Raw genomic sequence first — 20,927 nt, forward strand, 5'->3', positions numbered from 1 at the left:
CTTCAGGTCACCGCTACTTGCGGCCGATGAACCAGTCCCGGAGCTTCCTCAACCGCGCCTGCAGTTGTTCCTCGTTGGCCTGCGCCACGGCGGGGCCGCCGCACACGGTCCGGAGTTTGGTGTGGATGACACCGTGCGGGGTGCCGGTCCGCGCGGACCAGGCGGCCACGTTCTTGGCGAGCTCGTTCCGCAGGTCCATGAGCATCCGGTGGTCCGGGACAGCGGGTGCGGCAGCCTCGGCGGCAGCCGGAGCCTTCCGGTTCTTCCGGTTGAGCTGCTCATGCTGGCGCTGCCGCAGGAGCGTGCCCACCTGCTCCGCGTCCAGCAGGCCGGGGATGCCCAGGAAGTCCAGTTCGTCGTCGGACCCGATGTCGCCGCCGGTGCCAAATTCGCCGCCGTCGAAGAGCACGCGGTCGAAGGAAGCCTGCGAGTCCAGTGCTTCGAACTTTCCCTTGGCGAGGCTGTCCGAGGCCTTGTCCTCGCGGTTGGCCTCCGCCATCAGCGAGTCCTCCGGGTTGAAGAGGCCGTCCCCGTCCTCCTTTTCCGGGCGGTCCAGGGCATGGTCCCGTTCCGCTTCCATGGAGTTGGCCAGTGCCATCAGCTGCGGCACCGAGGGCAAGAAGACCGACGCCGTTTCACCCCGTTTCCGGGCACGCACGAAGCGCCCCACAGCCTGGGCGAAGAAGAGCGGCGTGGAGGTTGACGTGGCGTAGACACCCACGGACAGCCTGGGAACGTCCACGCCTTCGGACACCATGCGGACCGCCACCATCCAGCGGGTGTCGCCCGCCGAGAACTCCTCGATCTTGCTCGAGGCCTTGGCGTCGTCGGAGAGGATAACGGTGGGTGACTCCCCCGTGATCCTCTTAAGCTGGCCTGCGTAGGCCCGGGCGTCCTCGTGGTCCGTGGCAATAACCAGGCCGCCGGCATCGGGGACGGTACGGCGGACCTCGGTCAGCCGCTTGTCAGCCCCAGCCAGCACGGCAGGGATCCACTCGCCTGCGGGGTTCAGGGCTGTCCGCCAGGCCTGGGACGTAATGTCCTTGGTGACGGCGGCCTCGCCCAGCGATGCCGCCATTTCCTCACCGGCGCTGGTGCGCCAGCGCATCTGGCCGGAGTAGGCCATGAAGATCACGGGCCGGACCACGTGGTCCCGCAGCGCGTTGCCGTAGCCGTAGGTGTAGTCCGCCTTTGACCGGCGGATGCCGTCCCTGTCCTCGGCATACTCAACGAACGGAATGGGCGAGGTGTCCGAACGGAATGGGGTACCTGTCAGGGACAGCCGCCGCACCGCCGGATCGAAGGCCTCGCGCAGGCCGTCGCCCCAGGAGAGGGCCTCGCCGCCGTGGTGGATTTCGTCCAGGATCACCAGGGTGCGTGCCGCCTCCGTCTTGGCCCGGTGCAGCAGCGGCTTGCTGGCCACCTGGGCGTACGTGACGGCAACACCGATGAACCCGCGGCCGTGCTGACCGTCCGAGTTCTTGAAGTTGGGGTCGATGGCGATGCCCACCCGCGCCGCGGCGTCGGCCCACTGCCGCTTGAGGTGGTCCGTGGGCGCCACGATGGTCACCCGGTTCACGGCGCCGGAATCGATCAGCGTTGACGCTATCCGCAGGGCGAACGTGGTCTTACCGGCGCCCGGGGTTGCTACCGCCAGGAAGTCGCGGGGGCTGTTCCGGAGATAGAGGTCGAGGGCTTCCTGCTGCCAGGCACGGAGTTTCGGGGCGGTTCCCCAGGCTGCGCGTTCCGGATAGGCCGGAGGCAGGGTGGGGCCGCCAAAGAGCGTTTCCGTCACTACTTGTTGTTGCCCGAGTCCCCTCCGGGACCCTTGCCGCCGTCGTTGCCCGGGCGGAGGCCCTCATAGACCTCTTTGCACGTGGGGCATACCGGGAACTTCTTCGGATCCCGGCCCGGCGTCCAGACCTTGCCGCACAGCGCGATGACGGGCTCGCCCGTCATCGCAGACTCCATGATTTTCTCCTTGCGCACATAGTGCGCAAAGCGCTCCCGGTCCCCCGGTTCAAGCTCCTCGCGCAGTTCTTCGCGCTCAATGGTGGCTGTGGACGTTCCAGCCCCGGAAAGCTCACGCATCGGGTCGTTTTCGAGAGGGTCCGTCATGCTAGTCATGCCAACCATCTTAGCTGTTCCGGTGGCCGGGAGTCCGACGGCGGCCCGGGCGCGGGCGGCCGGGCCGCCGCTGTGCAGCGCCCACCGCCGTCGTGCCGTTTCCTGCCTTCCGGCCTCCCGTGCCGCGGGTCAGAGCCCCTGCCAGGCGGGCTTGTTGTCATAGGTGTGCCGGTAGAAATCCGCCAGCTTGAGCGCCGAAGCCGCCGCTTCATCCAGCAGGACGGTGGCGTGCGGGTGGAACTGCAGGATAGATGCGGGGCAAATGGCGGCGACCGACCCCTCGACGAACTCGCGCACGGCCTGTGCCTTCTGCGCACCGGTGGCGAGCAGGATCACATGCCGGGCCTCCATGATGGTGCCCAGGCCCTGCGTCAGGACGTGGTGCGGGACCTCGGCCAGGCTCTTGAAGAAACGGGCGTTGTCCCGGCGTGTCTGTTCGATCAGGCTCTTGATCCGGGTACGCGAGGCAAAGGAGGAACCGGGCTCGTTGAACGCGATGTGCCCGTCGGTACCCACCCCCACGAGCTGCAGGTCCACGCCGCCGGCTGCCGCGATGGCGTCCTCATAAGCCTGGCACGCCGCGGGGATATCGCTGGCCGTCCCGTCGGGGCCATGGACATTTTCCGGTGAGATGTTCACCCGGTCCGTGAACTCGCGCCGGATGACTTCCCGGTACGATTCGGGGTGCCCGGCGGGCAGGCCGACATACTCGTCCAGTGTGAACGCGGTGGCCCGGCTGAAGTCCAGGCCCCGGGCGTGCCGTTCCGCCAGCTCGTCATACACCGGCAGCGGCGAGGACCCCGTGGCAAGGCCAAGCACCGCGTCCGGCTTCCGCCCGAGCAGCTCCTCGATGGCATCCGCCGCCAGCTTTCCAATCTGCCTGCTGCCGCCCAGGATGACGACCTCCATGCTGTTTCCTTCCGCCGTGCCTGCCGTTACTTGTTCACAGCCACCTGGGCCAGGAGTTCCGGCCCGCGGGCATCGAGCCATTTTCCGCCCAGCCGTACACCGGCCACGAACAGGCCGAGGCCCAGCAGCGTTCCCACCGCGAGGTTGATCCAGCCAAAGAGGCTGTTTCCGGTCACCAGCTGCGCGACCATCAGCGCCGCTTCAGGCAGGACCAGCACCACCAGGACCAGCATTCCCCCGAACTGCACTGCGAGGGTCTGCCCCACGTTGCCCGGCGGCTTCTTGAACGGGCTGTCCCCGGGGAGCGGAACCGCCACGATGTAACGGGCGGAGACCACAGATGCCAGCCCCAGGCAGGTGAAGAGGATACCCAGGCTCAGCCCGAGCTGGCCGGGCAGCCCGGGCCAGTCGCCGGTGAACGCCGCGGAGCCCACGGCAAAGATGACCACCACCGGAAGGGCGAAGGACATGCAGGCCAGGGCGCGGCCCAGCCGGTCAGCCACGCCGGATACCCCGGTGGCCAGGTGCAGGGCGAACGCGGTGTTGTCGTAGGACACGTCGGCTGAGATGGACCACGCGATAATGAACGCGGAGATCGGCGCCAGGAATGCGAGGCTGGAGTACTCTCCTGCCTGGGATCCCTGGAAGACCAGGACAACGGGCAGCAGCGGGATGACCACCAGCGATCCGGAGTAGCGGGGGTCGCGGACCCAGTAGGTGAGCGACCTCGCCATCACAGCACCTGCCGGTACGGGCGGCAGGAGCCCCAGAAGCCCGAGCTTGCTTCCCTTGCGCTTGCTGCTGCCGGCATAGGGCGGCGTGACGAGCGCCCTTTCCAGGAGGAGCTTCCAGCACCAGGCCAGCGCAGCGAGTGAGGCCACTGCCACCAGGAACTTGACGGCGGCCGGACCAAACTGGCCTGCGTGGAGCTCGCCGCCCAGGGACCAGGGGGCCCCAAGCGGGGTCCAGGAAAGGACGCTGGCGAAGTCCGGCAGGAAGCCGGTCGAGTTCGAGATGCCCTGGCCGACGCCCGCGATGATGGGGCCGAGGAGGACGAGCGGAACCATGAAGGCAATGGCGCTGATGTCCTTGAACCGGCGGGACGCAGCAAGGCTGGCGGTGGCCGTGGTAACCACCTTTGAGAGGACGATGCACGTCATCACGCCGAGCGCCGCACCCAGCAGTGCGCCGAACACGGGCAGCACTCCGCGGAACCAGGTCACCACCGTGGACAGCGCCACCAGGGCAGTGGCCAGACCCGGGATGCCGATCAACCCGCCAAGGGCCAGGCCCGCCAGCATCTGCCGCATCGGGATGGCGAAGGTGGTGAAGCGGGCCGGGTCCAGGGTCATGTCCGTGGCTGAGGCAACCACCGGGATGAGTCCCCAGCCCAGGACGGCAGCGGAGCCGCCGAGCACCACCGCGGTCTGCGCGATTTCGGCGTCCGCGGAGCGCAGCAGGACCAGGGCCACCACCAGCGTGGAGATCAGGCCCAGCGCGTAGAGTCCGGCGAAGACCAGGCCCACGAGCTGCCACGGACTGCGCCGGAGGCCGTTGCGGAGCAGGGTCAGTTTCAGCCTTAGAAGGTGCGCAACCATTCCAGCCCTTCCGTGCGGCTGCGCCCACCGACCAGTTGGACGAACCGGTCTTCCAAAGACGCCCCGGCGCGGACCTGGTCAACAGTCCCGGCAGCCAGCAGCCGGCCGCCCGCCACCACAGCCACGTGGTCGCACATGCGCTGGACCAGGTCCATGACATGGCTGGACATGATGACGGTACCGCCGGACGCCACGTAGCCGTCCAGGATGGAGCGGATGTTCGCCGCCGAGACCGGGTCCACAGCTTCAAAAGGTTCGTCCAGGACCAGCAGTCGGGGCGCGTGGATCAGGGCGGAGGCGAGCGCGATTTTCTTTGTCATGCCTGCGGAGTAGTCCACCACCAGCGTTCCCGCATCCTGGGCCAGGTCCATCGCTTCCAGCAGTTCGCCCACGCGGGAGGCCACCACGTTCCGGTCCATGCCGCGCAGCAGCCCGGCGTAGGTGATCAGTTGCTCTCCGGTCAGCCTGTCGAACAGCCGGACGCCGTCGGGCAGGACGCCCATGAGTTTCTTGGCTTCCAGCGGGTGCGCCCAGACGTCGACGCCGTGGACAAACGCCGTGCCGAAGTCCGGCCGCAGGAGCCCGGTGGCCATGGACAGCGTGGTGGTCTTGCCTGCCCCGTTGGGGCCCACGATCCCGTAGAAGGACCCGCCAGGCACATCCAGGCTGATGCCGTCCACCGCGATCTTCTGGCCGAACCGCTTGGCCAGGCCGCGGATGGCCAGGGCCGGAACGGCGCCGGCGGCGGCAGCGGAAGGGGGTGCGGCGGCGTCGGTAGGATGCAGCGGCACGCCCGCGGGATCGGGATACTGGGCGGTCATGAAGCCAGACTAGCCCCCGGAACACGGCTGCGGGGTCCTCCGGGAGGAGTAGAAACAAGGACGTACGGCAGCTGCCCGCCCCGCCGGCCTGCCCGCGCTTCCTAAGTGGCCTTGCGGATGCGGATGGGCCCCTTCGCAGTGGCAGGATCAACCACCGAACCGCCCTGGGTAATCACTACCTCGCCGGCATCCACGAGCCGCCGCGCCGCACGCCGGGCCGGCTCCATGAGGTCGCGCCAGTGTTCGCCGCCGACGGCCCGCGCCGCGTCGGACGGACAAATGGTGGACGTGGCGGCCCTCGCAGCCAGGAGCCCAAGGATGGTGTCTTCCAGCCGCTGGTCGAGGCTGCTGGAATCATTGTCCGTCATTGCTGATCCTCTCCGGACATACTCAGAAGCTGCGCCGCGGCAGCGCCCGCTCGTACTGGGGAGCCCAACCGATTTCATGGCCCAGTTCGAAGGCCGCACGCAGCCACCAGTGCGGGTCGCGGAGCGCGGCCCTGGCGATCAGCACGGCATCGGCCTGTCCGGTAGCGATGGCATGCCCGGCCTGCCCGGCTGAGGTCAGCAGGCCCACCGTCCCGGTGGGGATGCCGGCCTCCTTGCGGATGGCCTCGGAAAATCCGGTCTGGTATCCGGGACCGGGAGTGATCCTTTGGTGGGCCACTGCTCCCCCGCTGGACACATCAATCAAGTCCACGCCGCGTCCCGCTGCCTGCCGTGCCAGGCGGACGGAGGCCGGCAGGTCAATGCCGCCTTCGGCCCAGTCGGTGGCGGAAATCCTCAGCAGCAGCGGCATCGAGTCGGGGATGGCGTCCCGCACGGCATCGACAACGGCAAGCATCAGCCGGTTGCGGCCGGCCTCGTTCCCGCCCCATTCGTCGGTGCGCAGGTTGGTCAGCGGGCTCTGGAACTGGTGCAGCAGGTAGCCGTGCGCGCCGTGGATCTCCACGGTGTCAAAGCCGGCCTCCACCGCGCGTTTCGCCGCTGCTGCAAAGTCGGCGATGACCGCCTGGATCTGTTCCGCTGTCATCGCGGCTGGAACCTCGTAGCCGTCAAAGGCCACTGCCGACGGGCCCACCGTGCCCCAGCCGCCGTCGGATGCTGCCACGCTCCCGTGCCTGCCGGAAAAGGGCCACCACGTGGACGCCTTCCGCCCGGCATGCGCCAGCTGTACCCCGATCTTCGCGCCGGCCGCTCCGTGACGGTGCACGAACGTGGTGATCCGCTGCCACGCTTCGGCCTGCTCATCGTTGTAGAGCCCGGCGTCGCGGGGGCTGATGCGGCCCTCCGCGCCCACCGCAGCCGCCTCGGTGAGCAGCAGCGCGGCCCCGCCGGCGGCGAAGGAACCCAGATGCATCAGGTGCCAGTCGTTGGGAACCCCCGGCGCGACGTCGGGATCGCAGCTGTACTGGCACATGGGTGACAGCCAGCCGCGGTGCTGGAGCTCCAGGGAACGGAGCTTCAGCGGATCGAACAGGCCCGGCACTAGAAGAGGACCCTCGCCAGGGCCTGGCGCGCTTTGGAAACGCGTTCGTCGGATGCGCCAACCACGTCGAAGAGTTCCAGCAGGCGGATGCGGGCGGTCTCACGCTCCGGACCGAAGTTCCTCCCAATGAATGCCACCAGGCGGTTCAGGCCGTCGTCCACGTGTCCGCCGGCGATGTCCAGGTCCGCCACAGCCAGCTGGGCTTCCAGGTTGTCCGGCTCGTTGGCGGCGAGCGTGCGGACGGACTCGCCGTCCTGGGCCGACAGCGGCTGCAGGCGTGCCATCAGCTCCACTTGGGCAAGCCCTGCCTTGGCCTCGTGGTCCGAGGGCATCTCTTTGAGCGCCTGCCGGTAGGCATCCGCGGCAGCGTCGAAGTCGCCCGCCTCGATAGCGTCGTAGGCGGCCTGGTGCAGTGGCGGCAGGGGCGCGGGTTCGGATTCTTCGCCGGCGCCGGCGTTCAGGCTGCCGGTCACGCCGTTCGCCGCAGCCACCTTCAACAGCTCATCAAACAGGGCACGCACCTGCTGCTCGTCCGCGCTGCCCTGGAAGAGCGGCACGGGCTGTCCCCTGAGGACGGCGACGGCGGTAGGCACCGCCTGCACCTGGAATGCCTGGGCCAGCTGGGGGAACGCCTCGATATCGGCGGCGCCGAGGACAAGCCGGCCCCTGTAGCTCTTCACCACGCTGTCCAGCGTCTGCAGCATCCCTGTGGACTCCGGCGAGTACGGGGCCCACAGGGCGAACACCACGGGGACCTGCGCGGAAAGTTCCACCAGCTGCTGGAAGTTGGCCTCCGTGACGTTGACCCTCAGGTCCGGTCCGCCGGGCTGCGTCTCCTCCGGTCCGCCGTTGCCAAACCCGCCGGTACCAGCGGCGGCACCGGTTCCGGCAGGCGCGGCCGGGCGCTGCTTCAGGGAGGAAAGGTCGACGGCGCCGCGCAGGTTAAGCAGGCTGGCAGCGGCTGGAGGGACTGGGCGGGAAGCAGGCGAACTCATGCTTTCCACTTTAGCCACTCCGGCCGCTGCCGGAAGTAATGCGGTGCCGGGGCTACTTGAAGCTGGCGCCGACCAGGCCGCGGGTTGCCGCGACGAGCTTCATGGGGTCGGTGGAGCCGGCAGGCGGAATGTACACCGCCATGGACTCGGCGAAGTTGAGCACCATGCCCGTGGTGGTTTCCTTGCCACCGGCCAGGGCTGCTGCATCATCGCCGATGGTCAGCTTGTCGCCGGCAGCCTTCGGGGTGCCTTCAAAACCGAAGTTGATCCGGCCCAGGACCAGCGCCCCGCCGTCATCGGTGCGGAAGACCACCGTGCTTTCCGGTACCACCTTGTGGGTGAAGGAGAAGTTGCCGTTCTCGCCGGCCTTGACCACCTCTGCCTGGTAGGACAGCGTGTCAGCAATGTACGGCGAGGACTCGCCCTCAACAAGCTTGTCCTTGAAGGCGGAATCGGGAGTGGTAAGGCGGTCGGCGAGGCCCGAGAGTGCCTCTTCCCCGCTGTACAGCAGGCCGGTCTTGTCACCGGCGGCGAGCGTGTCCGTGCCGCCGCGGCTGATGGTGGGGAACGTGGCGCCGGGCTGGAGCGGGGTGGTTTCCACGAGCTTGTAGTTCTCGCGCGGCGAGGGCTGGACCAGGGTCAGCAGCTGTGGCACCACGTTGCCGTCGCCCTGCGTCACGGCCAGGACGGAGCGGGGCCAGTCGCGGTCACTGGTGACCACGGTGGTGAGCAGCTTGGTGGACCGCACCGGCATCCTGGCTTCGTAGGAGCCTACCTGGGAGCGGATCTTGTAGTTCTGGGTGCGCACTTCCAGCTCGGTGCCGCCCACGCGCTCGGCAAGCTGGCCCGCGTCCTTGGCGGCATCACCGGCGTCGACGGCGCTGGAGACCTGCTCCAGGATCCGGCGGAACTGGGCGTCAAGCAGGACCGGCGATCCGGCCTCCGGGGCAGCTGGTGCCGACGGCGAACCGCTGGCTTCCGGAGCCGGCGTGGCCGCGTACGCGGCAGTGCCGGAACCCGCGAGGACCGCTGCGGTGATGCCCGCAGCCACCATGCTGGCGCGCGAGGTTACCTTGGAAGATCCGGCCCCCGACTGGCTCCGGGCACGGGCGCGCTGTGCAAAGCCGCTGCCCTGTCCATCGCCTTCACCGTTCCGCTTGCGCGCGGACAGCAGTGCCAGCACAATGCCTGCAAGGATCAGGAGGGACCCAAGCAGCATCAGCGGAACGGCCCAGGGAGTGGAAGTGTCGTTGGGGAACGTCATGGAGACGGAGGCCGGGGCGGCTTTTGTTCCGTCGGAGGCGAGCAGGAGTGTCCAGTCGCCGTCTGCCGGAGGGGTCCACGAATATTCGAGTTCGCCGCTGGCATTTTCGCTGGAAACCCAAAGGTCGGAGCCTGCCGGGTTGGGGGCGGTAGCTTCGCCGTCGGTGTGCTCAACCTGCAGGGACTTGCCGTCCTCCGAAACACCGCTGATGGTGTTGTGCGCGGACTGGCCAACCCAGGCGTCGACGTCATCCGGCCGGCCGGCGGCGAGCAGGAAGTTGCCGTCGCCCTCGATGCTGATCTTGACGGTACCGCCATGCAGGGTGCGCAGGTTCTGGTCAATGACGGTCAGCGGCGCTTCCGCCGTATCGGCCGGCGCGGCTGCCGTGAAGGTCTCGGAAGGGGCCCAGATGGTTCTCTGGCCGATACCGGCCAAAAGTGTCAGGAGGCCGAGCAGCACAAGTGCGACTGCAGTCTTTAAACGCAAGGGAACACCTATCATCAGCGGGGGTTTGCTTCCCATAGTAACCGTTTTGTTACCAGGGCCCCGGATTGGGTGCGCTTGCCGCCTCCGCAATATGCCACGGACCGCCCCCGTCCGCAGCTGTTGACAAGGCTGCTGATAGTGTTTGCGATGATCATCACATTGGCCCGTTGACGCGGCGCCACGCACGGAACAGGCCCTCAAAACCAGTGACTGACAAGACGGACGAGTCTTCCGCGGCATCCAACAATCCCGGGGGCCAGGAGCCACCGGCAGCCGCACCCGAGGGAGCCCCGCACGCCCGAAGGAAGGGCACTGCCGCGGCGGCGCTCGGTTTTGTGGCCCGCCGGCTTCGCCAGCCGCTGCCGGGTGCCCAGCCGAGGCTGCGGTTCGAGATGCCGCCGGAGTACGTCCAGGAGCACGAAGTCACCACCACCGACCCTGACGGCGATGTACGCCCGCAGTTCGGCCGCCCCGGCCCACGGATGTCGCCGCAGCATCCTCTCTATATGGGCTTCATGGGAACCGTGGGCGTGGGGCTTGCCCTGCTGGTCTACTGGATCGGTTCGAACACCACGCAGCTGCTGTTGTGGATCGTGGCGGCCCTGTTCATCGCCCTGGGCCTGGAACCGGTGGTGGGCTGGCTGGAGAACCGCAAGATCCCGCGTCCGGCAGGCATCCTGGTGTCGGTGACTGTCCTGGTGAGCGCCGTCGTCGGCTTCTTTGCCACGCTGATCCCCACCATCGTGGAGCAGGTGACGGAAATCGTGGAGCAGGCGCCGATATGGATCCGCGACTTCATAAATTCCGAGTTCTTCCGCAGCCTTGACGACCAGTTCGGCGTCCGTGACCGGGTGGCGGAGGAACTGGACAAGTTCGTCAACGACCCCGCGGCGGTGGGCGGCATTTTCGGCGGCGTGGTGGGCTTCGGTTCCACTGTGGCGAACGGCCTGTTCGGGGCCCTGATCGTGCTGGTGCTGAGCCTGTACTTCCTGGCGGCCCTGCCGGCAATGAAGAAGTGGGGGTACCGGCTGGCTCCCCGCTCCCGCCGCCACCGCGTGGAGGCCCTGTCCGAGGAGATCACCCGGTCTGTGGGCAACTACGTGATCGGCCAGGCCTGCGTGGCGCTCCTCAATGCCACCTTCGCCTTCGTCGTGATGTCCATCCTGGGCATTCCCTTCGCCCTGCTGCTGGCCTTCGTCGTTGCCCTGCTCGCCTTCATCCCGCTGGTTGGCGGCCTAATTGCCGCCGTGGTGGTGCTGCTTGTCTCCCTGACGGAGGGCTGGCAGACGGCCGCGGTTTACGCCATCTGCTACTTCGCCTACCTGCAGTTCGAGGCGTACTTCATCTCGCCGCGGATCATGCAAAAGGCTGTTGCAGTGCCGGGGGCGGTGGCAGTCATTTCAGTCATCGCCGGCGGCAGCTTGCTGGGGGTCCTCGGCGCCCTGATCGCCATTCCCACGGCAGCGGCCGTCCTGCTGCTGATCCGGGAGATCTACATCGTCCGGCAGGACCAACACTGAATCCCGCCCCTGCAGCCTAGGCCGAAGCAGTAGCCGACGGACCGTCCCATTCCGTCGCCAGCCCGGCAGCCCCGGAGCCGGCTTCGGTGACGTCGTCCACGATCTCGTTCAGGACCCGGGCTGCGTACTTCTCCCCCACCCACAGGTGCTTGGCGCCGTCGACGCCCACCACCCGCGCCTGCGGCACCAGGCTGAACCGTGCGGCCGCCTCGGCCGGCTGGAGGAAGTCGTCGTGCTCGGGAACCAGGACGGTGAGCGGCTTGCCCGATTCCGCCCACTGCTGCAGGTGCTTGTCCGTGGCACGGTGCAACGGCGGCGATAGCAGGACGGCGCCCTCCACCTGCGATGCCACGGGCTCCACCGCGCCGTACATCAGCGCCAGTTCGGTGCCGAAGGACCAGCCCACCAGCCACCGGTTGGGCAGGCCGCGTTCGACGGCGAACCGCACCGCCGCCTCGACGTCGTACCGTTCCCCGATTCCTTCTTCGAAGGCACCCGAGCTGGTGCCGCGCGGGGATGCCGTGCCGCGGGTGTTGAAGCGGAGGACTGCCACGCCTGCCAGCGCCGGCAAGCGGTACGAGGCCTTGCGGTACACGTGCGAATCCATGAAACCGCCGTGCGTGGGAAGGGGGTGCAGGGTGATGAGCGTGGCGTGGACGGGCCCCGATTCCGGCAGCGCGAGCTCACCCACCAGGGTGTGGCCGTCGTCCGTCTGCAGCTCCACGTTCTCACGCCGGGCGGGCAGGACGGTGGCGGCACGGATGGGAGCGGGGCCCTGGGCGCGGGTGAATTCATACGACGCCGGATCAAAAGTCATGCCTGCCAGCTTAGCGACAGCAGGGGCCCCTCCGCCCGCTCCGGTCAGCGGTAACGGTAACTGCGCGACATCCAGCAGTTGGTGTGCCAGTGCCGCCGCTCCGCCAGTCCGGCGGCGGCGCCAAAGAGGTGGTCGTCCTTCCAGACCACCAGGTGCGCCACCCCCGGCAGCACGGCGGTGGAGCATTCCGGGCAGATGTACGTCTTTTCGGCGTTCCTGGCCGTCATAGTGCGAACCATCCATTCGCCGTCAGGAGCGCTTTCCCGGCGGGCGATGCCGGCCCGGGCCCGTTCCAGGTCCAGCTCGGGAACCTCCCCGCCGCCCTTTTTCCCCGCACCCCATTTTCCCGTAGCTGCACCTTTTCCGGAGGCAGGACGGCGGGGACGGTTGGAACGCGGCATGCATCCATTCTGCCCCAGCCGTGCGTGTCGGGCCGCGTCCGCGGAACCGCCGTGCGTGCCGCCGTCGGGAACTGGCCGCAAGGCTGCAGGCGGTAGTCTGTACCGCGTGCGACTTGTCATAGCCCGATGCTCCGTTGATTACGTTGGCCGGCTCAAAGCCCATCTCCCCCTCGCCACCAGGCTCCTCCTGGTCAAGGCGGACGGCTCCGTACTGGTTCACTCGGACGGCGGATCCTATAAGCCGCTCAACTGGATGAGCCCGCCCGCCACTCTGCGGGTCTCCTCCCCGGAGGACGTGGACCTTGAGCTGGGGGTGGTGGAGCAGTGGACCGTCCAGTCGGCGAAGACGGATGACCGTCTCATCATCAACATCCACGAAAAGCTGAGCGAATCATCCCACGATCTGGGGGTGGACCCCGGACTCATCAAGGACGGCGTGGAGGCCGACCTCCAGCGGCTCCTTGCCGAACAGATCGAAACCCTCGGTGCCGGCTACTCGTTGATCCGCCGGGAGTACTTCACTGCCATTGGACCGGTGGACATCCTGGCGCGGGACGCGGACGGCGGCACCGTGGCCATCGAGCTCAAGCGCCGGGGCGACATCGACGGCGTGGAGCAGCTGACGCGCTACCTGGAACTGCTCAACCGCGATCCCCTGCTTGCACCCGTGCGCGGAATCTTTGCGGCCCAGCAGATCAAGCCGCAGGCGAAGGTGCTGGCAACTGACCGCGGCATCGACTGCATCACCCTGGACTACGACGCAATGCGCGGCGTCGATGACAGTGAATCGCGCCTTTTCTGACCTGTCACATTCGCGCCCGGTCAATCCCAAAGCCTTCTGACAAGGCATTTAACCCGGTTTTAACCTAAATTTTGGCCCTTTCACCGCAAAAACCGTTGACCGGCGCGAAGAGGCATGAAATTCTTGTCTCAGTCTTTGTGTAGGTGTTTTTCATGCTCGCAAGACATGTTGCGAGCGCGAAGCTCCTGCAACCCGGATCCCCGAATAGGGCCCGGAATTCAGGATTCTTCTCGCGGAGTGACCAAGGCCGGTACGAGGTGTGCCGATCTTAAAAAAGTTCCACAATGAGGAGAAATAAATGGCACAGGGAACCGTCAAGTGGTTCAACGCTGAAAAGGGCTTCGGCTTCATTACCCCGGATGACTCCGACGGTGATGTCTTCGTTCACTACTCCGAGATCCAGACCAACGGCTTCAAGACCCTCGATGAGAACCAGCGCGTTCAGTTCGAGATCGGCCAGGGAGCCAAGGGCCCCCAGGCTACCGGCGTGACGCTGGTCTAATCCCCCGCCGCATACCCGCTTCGGCGATATGCAGTAATAAAATGATCCCCGGCAATTGCCGCCGGGGATCATTTTTTATGGGTGCTTCGTTTCGCGTTTCGATATGCTTTTTCCCGCATCCCGGCCGCAAGTTTTACACCTATTGTGAATTGTCCTTACTTGACCAGTTTGCTGACCAGCCGTGCTCCCTGCGGCAGGGAAAGCCCGGGCAGGTACGCGCGGGTCAGCGCGCGGCCGATCGCCGGCAGGTGCAGCGGGTCCTGGTAGTAGAGGTACAGCGCGCGGTACTCGGGCTTGAACCGGGACTTGAACGCGGCCAGGGAACGGAAGCCGTACACCGGCTCCAAAGCATGCCCCACAAGGTCGAGGATGCGGACCAGGTTTTCGGCCCCGTCCCGGTCCCCGGTACTGTCGTTCGCGACGCCGTGGTTGGCCAGCGGCGAGCCGGACAGGGAAATCACCTCCACTGATCCGCGCAGCTCCAGCACGGCCGAGGCGATGAGGAATTCCATGACGCCCGGAAATCCTTCCGCACCCCGCCGCATGACGTCCAGCGTCCTGCTGACCAGCCGCCCGCCGTCGTACACCGGAAGCCAGCTGGTCACGCCATGGACCGTGCCGTTGCCGTCCACAGCCAGGCAGCACAGGACCTCGTCGTCGTCCAGCTCGTCCACCCCGCCCAGGGTGAAGCCCATTTCGGGGACGGACTTGTTGGCCGCCCACTCCTCCGAGACCTCGTTGAGCTTCGACCGCAGTGAGGCCGGCAGCGCGTGGTAGGGGCCCCACACCGCCTCAACCCCCAGCTTTGCCGCCCGGTTCAGCGCGGTCCGGACGTTCTGCCATTCCTTGCCCTTGAACTCCAGCTCCCTGATGGCGAGCCGGGTCTCCTGCGCAACCGGCACCCGGGCGAACCCGCGCTCCTGCAGCGCCGGCCACATGGAGCCGTCGCAGGAGTAGAGCGCCGGGATCAGGGCGTGGCTGCGGCAATAGGCCAGGAACCCCTCGGTGACGGCCGGCTGTGACTGTGCTGGTCCTATTGCCCCGCCCAGGGTCAATGCCACGCTGCCGTGCCGCTGGTACGCAACTGCACCCTGCCCGTCCGGGCTGAACCAGTAGGTGTTGGGCTCCCACAGTGCCATCCAGGACAGCGGGCCGCCGCCCTGGTGCAGCAGTTCCCGCGCCCTGGCGCGGTCCTGCCATCCGGAGTCATGGCCATGGTGTCCAATCAGCACCCACCACACCGCCACCAGTGCCACCACCCAGAACACGGGGCCCGAGTAGGCAAACAGGACTGCCTCCACGCTGTTCCGGTCGGCAAAAACCCGGTGGTAGTGCTGCGGGATGGGAACCGGGACGTACTGCCTGGCGAGCTCGGCGTAAAGTCCCAGCAGCCCGCCGTCGCGCTCCAGGCCGCCTGACCAGAACCATGCGCCGGCGTAGGCGGTCGCCAGGACTCCCCATGTGCCGCCGACCACCAGGGCCAGCGTGCGGCGGGCAGCAGGGAGCGTCTGCACCCGGAACTGCCGCCGGTTGAGCCAGAGGACCACGGCGAGCAGGAGGGGCACGACGACGAGCGGCAGCACGTGCGCGAAGGCCGATCCCATGGGTGCCGCCTGCGGCCCCTGCGGACGCGAGGGCACCAGCGCAAAGAGGGCGAGATAGACGGCCGCCAGTGCCGTGACGGCCAGTTGGATGGCAATGGCGATGTTCAGTGCCAGCCTCCGGCCCCGGCGCATGCCGTCGGCACAGATCAGCAGCAGGAGGACCGGCACAACGGCCAGGGCCAGCCCGAACGGGCCGGCGAATCCTGCACGTCCCGCTTCCAGGCAGGAGGCCTCAACGGTTGCCCCGCAGTTCAGTGCGAGCTGGCTGAGTGTGGGCATCGGGTTCAGCACCACGTCGCGCAGCAGTGCCAGCGGCCCGGTGGGCGCACGCGCTATTCCGGTGAGGATAGGTCCGACAGCGAAGACGGCGACGGTCAGTGCCAGGAGGTTCCTCGCCTCCCGGCCCGTTGACCGGTGCCGGTGCAGGTGGCCCTGGTCGCCCTGGATCCACCAGCCAGCCAGGAGGCCGAGGAGGGCGCCAAGCAGGCCGATGACCGTTTCGGCGTGCCCCACGTACAGGACCAGCAGGAGCGAAACGGAGATCACGGCCGTCCGTAGCCGCCGCTGCCACAGCACCGGCAGCCGTGCACTGCCGGCCAGCCCTGCAGCAAGGACCGGACCGTAGGGCCCGATCAGGATGTCGTCCGCCATTTGGTCCAGCCACCCGTCTCCGCCGTACGCAGCCAGCTGGGTGATGAGCAGGAATAGTGTCACCGCGGCAAACTGGCCTCCGAACAGCAGGGCGGCCGCTGCCCGGGACCCCAGTTTCCGCTCCGCAAGCCCCAGCAGCACGATGATCATCAGTGACGCTGCCAGGTACGCCAAGGGGTTGGTGGCGAAAAAGAGGCTGGTGAAGAGCTGCCACCAGTTGCCACCACGGAGACCGGGCCCGCTCACGCCGGCCAGTTCCAGCAGGTGCTCCGGAGGCCCCGCCAGGAAGCTGCCTGTTAGTGCGCCGGTAGTGAGGAACACCGCAAGGACGCACAGGCTGAACGGCACGGACCGCAGCTCGCCGGCGGCACGGGCCAGTGCTGGCCGGATCACGGTGTCCCACGCCAGTGTTGCGGTGCGGACCTCCCTCCCGGAGCTCACCGCCGAAGCCCCCATCTGTCCATGAGGAAATCCAGGGCATCCGCAATCCGCCGCGATGACGTGTCCCAGGAATGGCCGGTGTTTTCCACCTCGTAGGCCCGTACCGTGAAACCTGCCTTTTCCGCTGCGGCCGCCAGCGTCCGCAGGTACCCCACGAACTCTGGATCGTTCTGTCCGGCCGTCAGGTAGAGGCCGCTGCCTTCGAACCTTTGCTGCTGCATGATGGCCAGCGGCGTCTGCCGGTTGAAGGCCTCGGGATTACCGGGGAAGGCGGCGTCGATGGTTTTCTGCCGTTCCTTGGCGATGGCCGGTTCGGCTTCCGCGGAGAATGCCAGTGCCGCAGGGAAGAGTTCCGGGTGCCGCGTGGCCAGTTGCAGCGCGCAGGTGCCGCCGAACGAGAAACCGCCCGTTGCCCAGCGGCTGTGGTTGGTGTCCACCACGAGCGTGGAGCTGATCCACCCGGTGACATCCTTGGTGAGGTAGGTATCCGCACGGGCAATCCGGCTGTCCATGCACATGGTGTTGGCCGACTGGGAACCATTGGGGTCGGGAATCACCACAACCGGCGCCACCCCGCCGTTTGCTGCGGCGTAGGAGTCCATGTGGGCCTGGATGGTCCCGCCCGTCAGCCAGTCCGCCGGGCCGCCCGGCTGGCCCGCGATCAGGACCAGGACCGGAAGCGCCGGGCGGTTGGGGGCGAAGTACGCGGGCGGCATATAGATGTAGGCTTCCCGCGTGTCCATCCCGGACAGGGTTCCGGGAATGGAGGCCCTGCGAAGGGCTCCCCCGGCCGGAAGTTCCCCCTGCGGGCTCCAGCCGTCTAGGATCGCGCCGTCAGGCTGGCCGGGCTGGCGCATCAGCCCGGCTTCAAGGGTAGGAATCCGCGACAGGGTTGTTCCCAAAAGGTCGCTGACAGTCCTGTTCAGGCCGAAGTAGGCGTTGATCTGCACCGAAGACAGCGCGACCACCAGGAGTGCGGCCAGGATGGCGGTCCCGCGGCGCGGCCAACTGGTATGCGGAAGGCGCATCAGGCCCAGGAGCACGGCGGCGACGGCGGGCACCACCCAGAGCAGGACGGTGTCCGGGATGTTCTCGGGGAAGACGGTGAAAACGTTGATGAGAGCCCAGTGGACAGTGGCCACCAGGGCAAAGGCGGCAGCTGCGGCCGCGATGATGCGGAAGATCCAGCGGCGTCCGGTCTGGGACGAAGGGGGCGGCAGCAGGAGGTAGCCGGCCCCGGCGGCACCCAGGACGAGGGCTGCCCAGTACAGGGGGCCGTCAATCAGCCTGGCGTCGAAGAACCAGTCCACGCCGGCTAGCGCCAGGTCCCCACGCCGATGACCGGTCCGGCCTCCAGCCACGAGGAGAGGCCAGTGTAGGCGTCGAACTTCATGGCGAGCCGGAGGTCCTGGCCTTCATAGCGCAGTTCAACGATCACGACGTCGGGCTGGACCTTGACGGCCTCGGCCTCAGTGGGCTTGCGGCGGCCCAGGAGTTCAAGCGAGTGCCGCTTGAACTTGTGTTTGGGCCGGACGCTAAGCGAGAGCAGCCGAAACCACTCAAGGTCGTTGTCCTGATAACGACAAACCCCCATCTGCCAGCTGTTTCCAGCCATGCAGATGGAGGCGTCCACCGTGCCGAGGGCACGCCGCAGGTTGAAGCGGCGTACCCCCGAAAGGCACAGTGCAAAGATCAGCAATCCGAAAGCGGTTGCCAGTGCGATGAACGGAAGACTAGATGCGTCCATCAAGGTGATGCTAGCGGATCCCAGCGGTAGCCGACTCACCCAGGTGGGCGTTGTCAGCAACAATAACCACGCGGTTGTTGTCCACGGAGAAGAACCCGCCGTCGACAGCTACTGCGATACGGTCACCGGACACCGGCTGGATGGCCAGCTCACCTTCGGCCAGGATCGCCAGCAGGGGCGAGTGGCCGGGCAGGATTCCGATTTCACCATCGCTGGTGCGGGCCTTGACCATCTTGGCCGCTCCGGACCACACGAAGTGGTCCGCTGCGACAATCTCAACCTGTAGCTCAGCCATGTTACTTGGTCTGTTCCTGGATCTTGGCCCACTGGCGCTCAACGTCATCGAGGCCGCCGACGTTGAAGAACGCCTGCTCTGCGATGTGGTCGAGCTCGCCGTCGCAGATGGCTGCGAAGCCTTCAACAGTGTCCTTGATGGAAACCGTGGAGCCCTCGACGCCGGTGAACTGCTTGGCGGTGTAGGTGTTCTGTGACAGGAACTGCTGGATGCGGCGTGCACGGGACACGACGATCTTGTCCTCTTCCGACAGTTCGTCAACGCCGAGGATGGCGATGATGTCCTGGAGTTCCTTGTTCTTCTGCAGGATCTGCTTGACACGGACAGCCGTGTTGTAGTGGTCCTGGCCGATGTACTGGGGATCCAGGATTCGGGAAGTGGACGTCAGCGGGTCAACAGCCGGGTAAAGACCACGGGATGCGATTTCACGGGAAAGTTCCGTGGTCGCGTCGAGGTGGGCGAAGGTGGTTGCCGGCGCCGGGTCGGTGTAGTCATCTGCGGGAACGTAGATGGCCTGCATCGAGGTGATGGAGTGGCCCTTGGTGGAGGTAATGCGCTCCTGCAGGAGGCCCATCTCATCAGCCAGGTTGGGCTGGTAGCCCACGGCGGACGGCATACGGCCCAGAAGCGTGGAAACCTCGGAACCGGCCTGGGTGAAGCGGAAGATATTGTCGATGAAGAGCAGCACGTCCTGCTTCTGGACATCGCGGAAGTATTCCGCCATGGTCAGGGCGGACAGGGCCACGCGCAGACGCGTTCCCGGCGGCTCGTCCATCTGGCCGAACACAAGGGCGGTGTCCTTCAGAACGCCGGCCTCTTCCATTTCGACCCAGAGGTCGTTACCTTCACGGGTACGCTCACCAACACCGGCGAATACCGAGGTACCACCGAAGTTGCGGGCAACACGGGTGATCATTTCCTGGATCAGGACGGTCTTGCCCACGCCGGCGCCGCCGAAGAGGCCGATCTTTCCACCCTTGATGTACGGGGTGAGAAGGTCAATCACCTTGATGCCGGTTTCCAGCATTTCGGTCTGGCCTTCAAGCGAGGCGAAGGAAGGAGCCTTGCGGTGGATGGGCCAGCGTTCGCTGATTTCCAATTCCGACTCGGCAACATCCAGGGGCTGGCCCAGGACGTTGAAGATGTGGCCCTTGACGCCGTCGCCGACGGGCACGGAGATCGGTGCGCCGCTGTCCACCACGGACGTGCCGCGGACCAGGCCGTCGGTTGCCTGCAGGGAGATGGCGCGGACGAGGTTGTCACCCAGGTGCTGGGACGTCTCGAACGTGATGGTCTTGGTCTCACCGTTGAGAGTAATCTCGGTGGTGAGTGCGTTATAGATCGACGGGATTGCGTCAGCCGGGAATTCGACGTCGACAACCGGGCCGATGACGCGCGCAATGCGGCCGGTGGCACCGGTCGTTGCGGCTACGTTTTCGGTAGCAGTGGCAGTCATCTCTCTCACTTCACTCAGTAGATGGCGTGGGGTTAAGTTTATCTGTGGTGGTGCAGGTTCAGCGGAACCGTGGCCGGGTTACGACGCAAGGGCGTCGGCGCCGGCAACAATCTCGGAGAGCTCCTGCGTAATCTCGGCCTGGCGGGCCGTGTTGCGCAGACGCGTGTACTTCTTGATCAGGTCCGTGGCGTTGTCCCCTGCCGACTTCATCGCGCGCTGGCGGGCAGCCAGTTCGGACGCCGCGGCCTGCAGCATGGCTGCGAACAGGCGTGATTCGATGTAACGCGGCAACAGTGCGTCAAGAACCCGCTCCGTCTCCGGCTCAAATTCGTACAGCGGCAGCAGGTCCGACTCGGAGGCGGCTTCCTCTTCCACTACCTCCAGGGGCAGCAGCCGGATGACCGTGGGTTCCTGGCTCACCATCGACTTGAAGCGCGTGTAGACGACGTGAATCTCGTCCACGCCACCGTCCTCGAAGTCTGCGGCGAAATCGGCCAGCAGCGCGTCGCCGATTTCACGGGCGGTGCCGAACTCGGGCGCGTCGGTTCCTCCGGTCCAGACCCGCGCGTACTGGCGGTTCCTGAAGTCGAAGTAGGCCTGTGCCTTCCGGCCCACGAGGTAGGTTTTGACTTCCTTGCCTTCAGCGTGGAGAAGCTCGTTGAGACCTTCCGCCTGCTTGAGGACACTGGCGGAGTAGGATCCTGCAAGGCCACGGTCCGAGGTAATTACCAGGACTGCGGCACGGCGGATCTGCTCCGGCTCGGTGGTCAGCGGGTGGTCGATTTCGCTTTGGCTTGCGACAGCAGAAACGGCGCGCGTGATCGCGTTCGCGTAAGGCAGTGAAGCTGCTACGCGCGCCCGGGCCTTACCGATGCGCGAGGTAGCGATCAGTTCCATCGCCTTGAAGATCTTGCGCATCGACGTGGTCGAGCTGATCTTCTGGCGGTAGACCCGGATCTGGGCTCCCATACTTATCCTTTCCTAACATTCCGTAAACCGGGTG

20 protein-coding genes are annotated in these 20,927 nt (G+C 66.6%); 3 read left to right on the forward strand and 17 right to left on the reverse strand.

Annotation, left to right across the window (positions count from 1 at the left end):
- Positions 1-13: 13 nt before the first annotated feature.
- From AC5RT3_RS10235 to AC5RT3_RS10275, 9 genes are all read right to left on the reverse strand, one after another.
- Positions 14-1,795 carry a DEAD/DEAH box helicase gene (locus AC5RT3_RS10235; protein ID WP_494050734.1) on the reverse strand — a complete coding sequence of 594 codons (1,782 nt, stop codon included), beginning with the start codon at positions 1,793-1,795 and terminating at the stop codon, positions 14-16.
- Complete coding sequence (locus AC5RT3_RS10240; RefSeq protein ID WP_494008622.1) at positions 1,795-2,136, reverse strand: DUF3039 domain-containing protein; 342 nt, start codon at positions 2,134-2,136, stop codon at positions 1,795-1,797. Before AC5RT3_RS10240 ends, AC5RT3_RS10235 begins: the two co-directional genes overlap by 1 nt.
- Before the next feature lie 120 nt (positions 2,137-2,256).
- Positions 2,257-3,036 carry a glucosamine-6-phosphate deaminase gene (gene nagB, locus AC5RT3_RS10245; protein WP_494050735.1) on the reverse strand — a complete coding sequence of 260 codons (780 nt, stop codon included), beginning with the start codon at positions 3,034-3,036 and terminating at the stop codon, positions 2,257-2,259.
- 26 nt (positions 3,037-3,062) lie between these two features.
- Entirely contained in the window at positions 3,063-4,634 is a 1,572-nt protein-coding gene (locus tag AC5RT3_RS10250; RefSeq protein ID WP_494124076.1) for a transporter, read from the reverse strand.
- A complete protein-coding gene (locus AC5RT3_RS10255) occupies positions 4,616-5,455 on the reverse strand; it encodes an ABC transporter ATP-binding protein (protein ID WP_494124077.1) in 840 nt (279 codons plus the stop codon). Before AC5RT3_RS10255 ends, AC5RT3_RS10250 begins: the two co-directional genes overlap by 19 nt.
- Positions 5,456-5,556: 101 nt before the next feature.
- Positions 5,557-5,823: a DUF3253 domain-containing protein gene (locus tag AC5RT3_RS10260; RefSeq protein ID WP_494008626.1), complete on the reverse strand. Its 267-nt coding sequence runs from the start codon at positions 5,821-5,823 to the stop codon at positions 5,557-5,559.
- A 22-nt stretch (positions 5,824-5,845) separates the two neighbouring features.
- Positions 5,846-6,943, reverse strand: coding sequence for an NADH:flavin oxidoreductase/NADH oxidase (locus tag AC5RT3_RS10265; protein ID WP_494008627.1), 1,098 nt, complete (start codon positions 6,941-6,943; stop codon positions 5,846-5,848).
- Positions 6,943-7,938 carry a co-chaperone YbbN gene (locus AC5RT3_RS10270; protein ID WP_494124078.1) on the reverse strand — a complete coding sequence of 332 codons (996 nt, stop codon included), beginning with the start codon at positions 7,936-7,938 and terminating at the stop codon, positions 6,943-6,945. Before AC5RT3_RS10270 ends, AC5RT3_RS10265 begins: the two co-directional genes overlap by 1 nt.
- A gap of 52 nt (positions 7,939-7,990) precedes the next feature.
- Positions 7,991-9,703, reverse strand: coding sequence for a DUF8094 domain-containing protein (locus tag AC5RT3_RS10275; RefSeq protein WP_494124105.1), 1,713 nt, complete (start codon positions 9,701-9,703; stop codon positions 7,991-7,993).
- 191 nt (positions 9,704-9,894) lie between these two features.
- On the opposite strand from AC5RT3_RS10275, the gene AC5RT3_RS10280 reads away from it, so the two are divergent.
- On the forward strand, positions 9,895-11,208 hold the full coding sequence (locus AC5RT3_RS10280; protein WP_494008629.1) for an AI-2E family transporter: 1,314 nt from the start codon (positions 9,895-9,897) through the stop codon (positions 11,206-11,208).
- A gap of 16 nt (positions 11,209-11,224) precedes the next feature.
- On the opposite strand, the gene AC5RT3_RS10285 is transcribed toward AC5RT3_RS10280, so the two are convergent.
- Both AC5RT3_RS10285 and AC5RT3_RS10290 read right to left on the reverse strand, forming a co-directional pair.
- Complete coding sequence (locus tag AC5RT3_RS10285; protein ID WP_494124079.1) at positions 11,225-12,025, reverse strand: alpha/beta hydrolase; 801 nt, start codon at positions 12,023-12,025, stop codon at positions 11,225-11,227.
- 44 nt (positions 12,026-12,069) lie between these two features.
- Positions 12,070-12,426: an Rv1322 family protein gene (locus tag AC5RT3_RS10290; protein ID WP_494008631.1), complete on the reverse strand. Its 357-nt coding sequence runs from the start codon at positions 12,424-12,426 to the stop codon at positions 12,070-12,072.
- A gap of 106 nt (positions 12,427-12,532) precedes the next feature.
- Here AC5RT3_RS10290 and nucS point away from each other — a divergent pair, with 106 nt between their 5' ends.
- Complete coding sequence (gene nucS, locus AC5RT3_RS10295) at positions 12,533-13,228, forward strand: endonuclease NucS (protein ID WP_494008632.1); 696 nt, start codon at positions 12,533-12,535, stop codon at positions 13,226-13,228.
- A 298-nt stretch (positions 13,229-13,526) separates the two neighbouring features.
- Positions 13,527-13,730, forward strand: a complete 204-nt coding sequence (locus AC5RT3_RS10300) for a cold-shock protein (RefSeq protein ID WP_133346276.1) — start codon at positions 13,527-13,529, stop codon at positions 13,728-13,730.
- 155 nt (positions 13,731-13,885) lie between these two features.
- Here AC5RT3_RS10300 and AC5RT3_RS10305 read toward each other — a convergent pair whose 3' ends face one another.
- The 6 genes from AC5RT3_RS10305 to AC5RT3_RS10330 all read right to left on the reverse strand — a co-directional run bounded on the left by AC5RT3_RS10305 (position 13,886) and on the right by AC5RT3_RS10330 (position 20,893).
- Positions 13,886-16,441, reverse strand: a complete 2,556-nt coding sequence (locus AC5RT3_RS10305; RefSeq protein ID WP_494124080.1) for a bifunctional lysylphosphatidylglycerol flippase/synthetase MprF — start codon at positions 16,439-16,441, stop codon at positions 13,886-13,888.
- Positions 16,423-17,736, reverse strand: a complete 1,314-nt coding sequence (locus AC5RT3_RS10310) for an alpha/beta hydrolase (RefSeq protein ID WP_494124081.1) — start codon at positions 17,734-17,736, stop codon at positions 16,423-16,425. Before AC5RT3_RS10310 ends, AC5RT3_RS10305 begins: the two co-directional genes overlap by 19 nt.
- Positions 17,737-17,741: 5 nt before the next feature.
- The gene (locus AC5RT3_RS10315) at positions 17,742-18,173 is read right to left on the reverse strand and encodes a DUF2550 domain-containing protein (protein ID WP_494008635.1); all 432 of its coding nucleotides are present in this window, start codon (positions 18,171-18,173) and stop codon (positions 17,742-17,744) included.
- Positions 18,174-18,183: 10 nt separating this feature from the next.
- On the reverse strand, positions 18,184-18,468 hold the full coding sequence (locus tag AC5RT3_RS10320) for a F0F1 ATP synthase subunit epsilon (RefSeq protein ID WP_493975824.1): 285 nt from the start codon (positions 18,466-18,468) through the stop codon (positions 18,184-18,186).
- 1 nt (position 18,469) lies between these two features.
- Entirely contained in the window at positions 18,470-19,924 is a 1,455-nt protein-coding gene (atpD, locus tag AC5RT3_RS10325) for a F0F1 ATP synthase subunit beta (protein WP_493975825.1), read from the reverse strand.
- Positions 19,925-20,002: 78 nt separating this feature from the next.
- Positions 20,003-20,893, reverse strand: a complete 891-nt coding sequence (locus AC5RT3_RS10330) for a F0F1 ATP synthase subunit gamma (protein WP_493975826.1) — start codon at positions 20,891-20,893, stop codon at positions 20,003-20,005.
- Between the last annotated feature and the right edge of the window lie 34 nt (positions 20,894-20,927).

The organism is Arthrobacter sp. Y3221159 (assembly GCF_059089885.1).

Bases quoted from the DNA above. Each gene is read 5' to 3' on its own strand.
- AC5RT3_RS10240 (WP_494008622.1), bottom strand. From the start codon at position 2,136: ATGGTTGGCATGACTAGCATGACGGACCCTCTCGAAAACGACCCGATG.
- nagB (WP_494050735.1), bottom strand. From the start codon at position 3,036: ATGGAGGTCGTCATCCTGGGCGGCAGCAGGCAGATTGGAAAGCTGGCG.
- AC5RT3_RS10250 (WP_494124076.1), bottom strand. From the start codon at position 4,634: ATGGTTGCGCACCTTCTAAGGCTGAAACTGACCCTGCTCCGCAACGGC.
- AC5RT3_RS10255 (WP_494124077.1), bottom strand. From the start codon at position 5,455: ATGACCGCCCAGTATCCCGATCCCGCGGGCGTGCCGCTGCATCCTACC.
- AC5RT3_RS10260 (WP_494008626.1), bottom strand. From the start codon at position 5,823: ATGACGGACAATGATTCCAGCAGCCTCGACCAGCGGCTGGAAGACACC.
- AC5RT3_RS10270 (WP_494124078.1), bottom strand. From the start codon at position 7,938: ATGAGTTCGCCTGCTTCCCGCCCAGTCCCTCCAGCCGCTGCCAGCCTG.
- AC5RT3_RS10275 (WP_494124105.1), bottom strand. From the start codon at position 9,703: ATGATAGGTGTTCCCTTGCGTTTAAAGACTGCAGTCGCACTTGTGCTG.
- AC5RT3_RS10285 (WP_494124079.1), bottom strand. From the start codon at position 12,025: ATGACTTTTGATCCGGCGTCGTATGAATTCACCCGCGCCCAGGGCCCC.
- AC5RT3_RS10290 (WP_494008631.1), bottom strand. From the start codon at position 12,426: ATGCCGCGTTCCAACCGTCCCCGCCGTCCTGCCTCCGGAAAAGGTGCA.
- AC5RT3_RS10300 (WP_133346276.1), top strand. From the start codon at position 13,527: ATGGCACAGGGAACCGTCAAGTGGTTCAACGCTGAAAAGGGCTTCGGC.
- AC5RT3_RS10305 (WP_494124080.1), bottom strand. From the start codon at position 16,441: ATGGGGGCTTCGGCGGTGAGCTCCGGGAGGGAGGTCCGCACCGCAACA.
- AC5RT3_RS10315 (WP_494008635.1), bottom strand. From the start codon at position 18,173: ATGGACGCATCTAGTCTTCCGTTCATCGCACTGGCAACCGCTTTCGGA.
- AC5RT3_RS10320 (WP_493975824.1), bottom strand. From the start codon at position 18,468: ATGGCTGAGCTACAGGTTGAGATTGTCGCAGCGGACCACTTCGTGTGG.
- atpD (WP_493975825.1), bottom strand. From the start codon at position 19,924: ATGACTGCCACTGCTACCGAAAACGTAGCCGCAACGACCGGTGCCACC.
- AC5RT3_RS10330 (WP_493975826.1), bottom strand. From the start codon at position 20,893: ATGGGAGCCCAGATCCGGGTCTACCGCCAGAAGATCAGCTCGACCACG.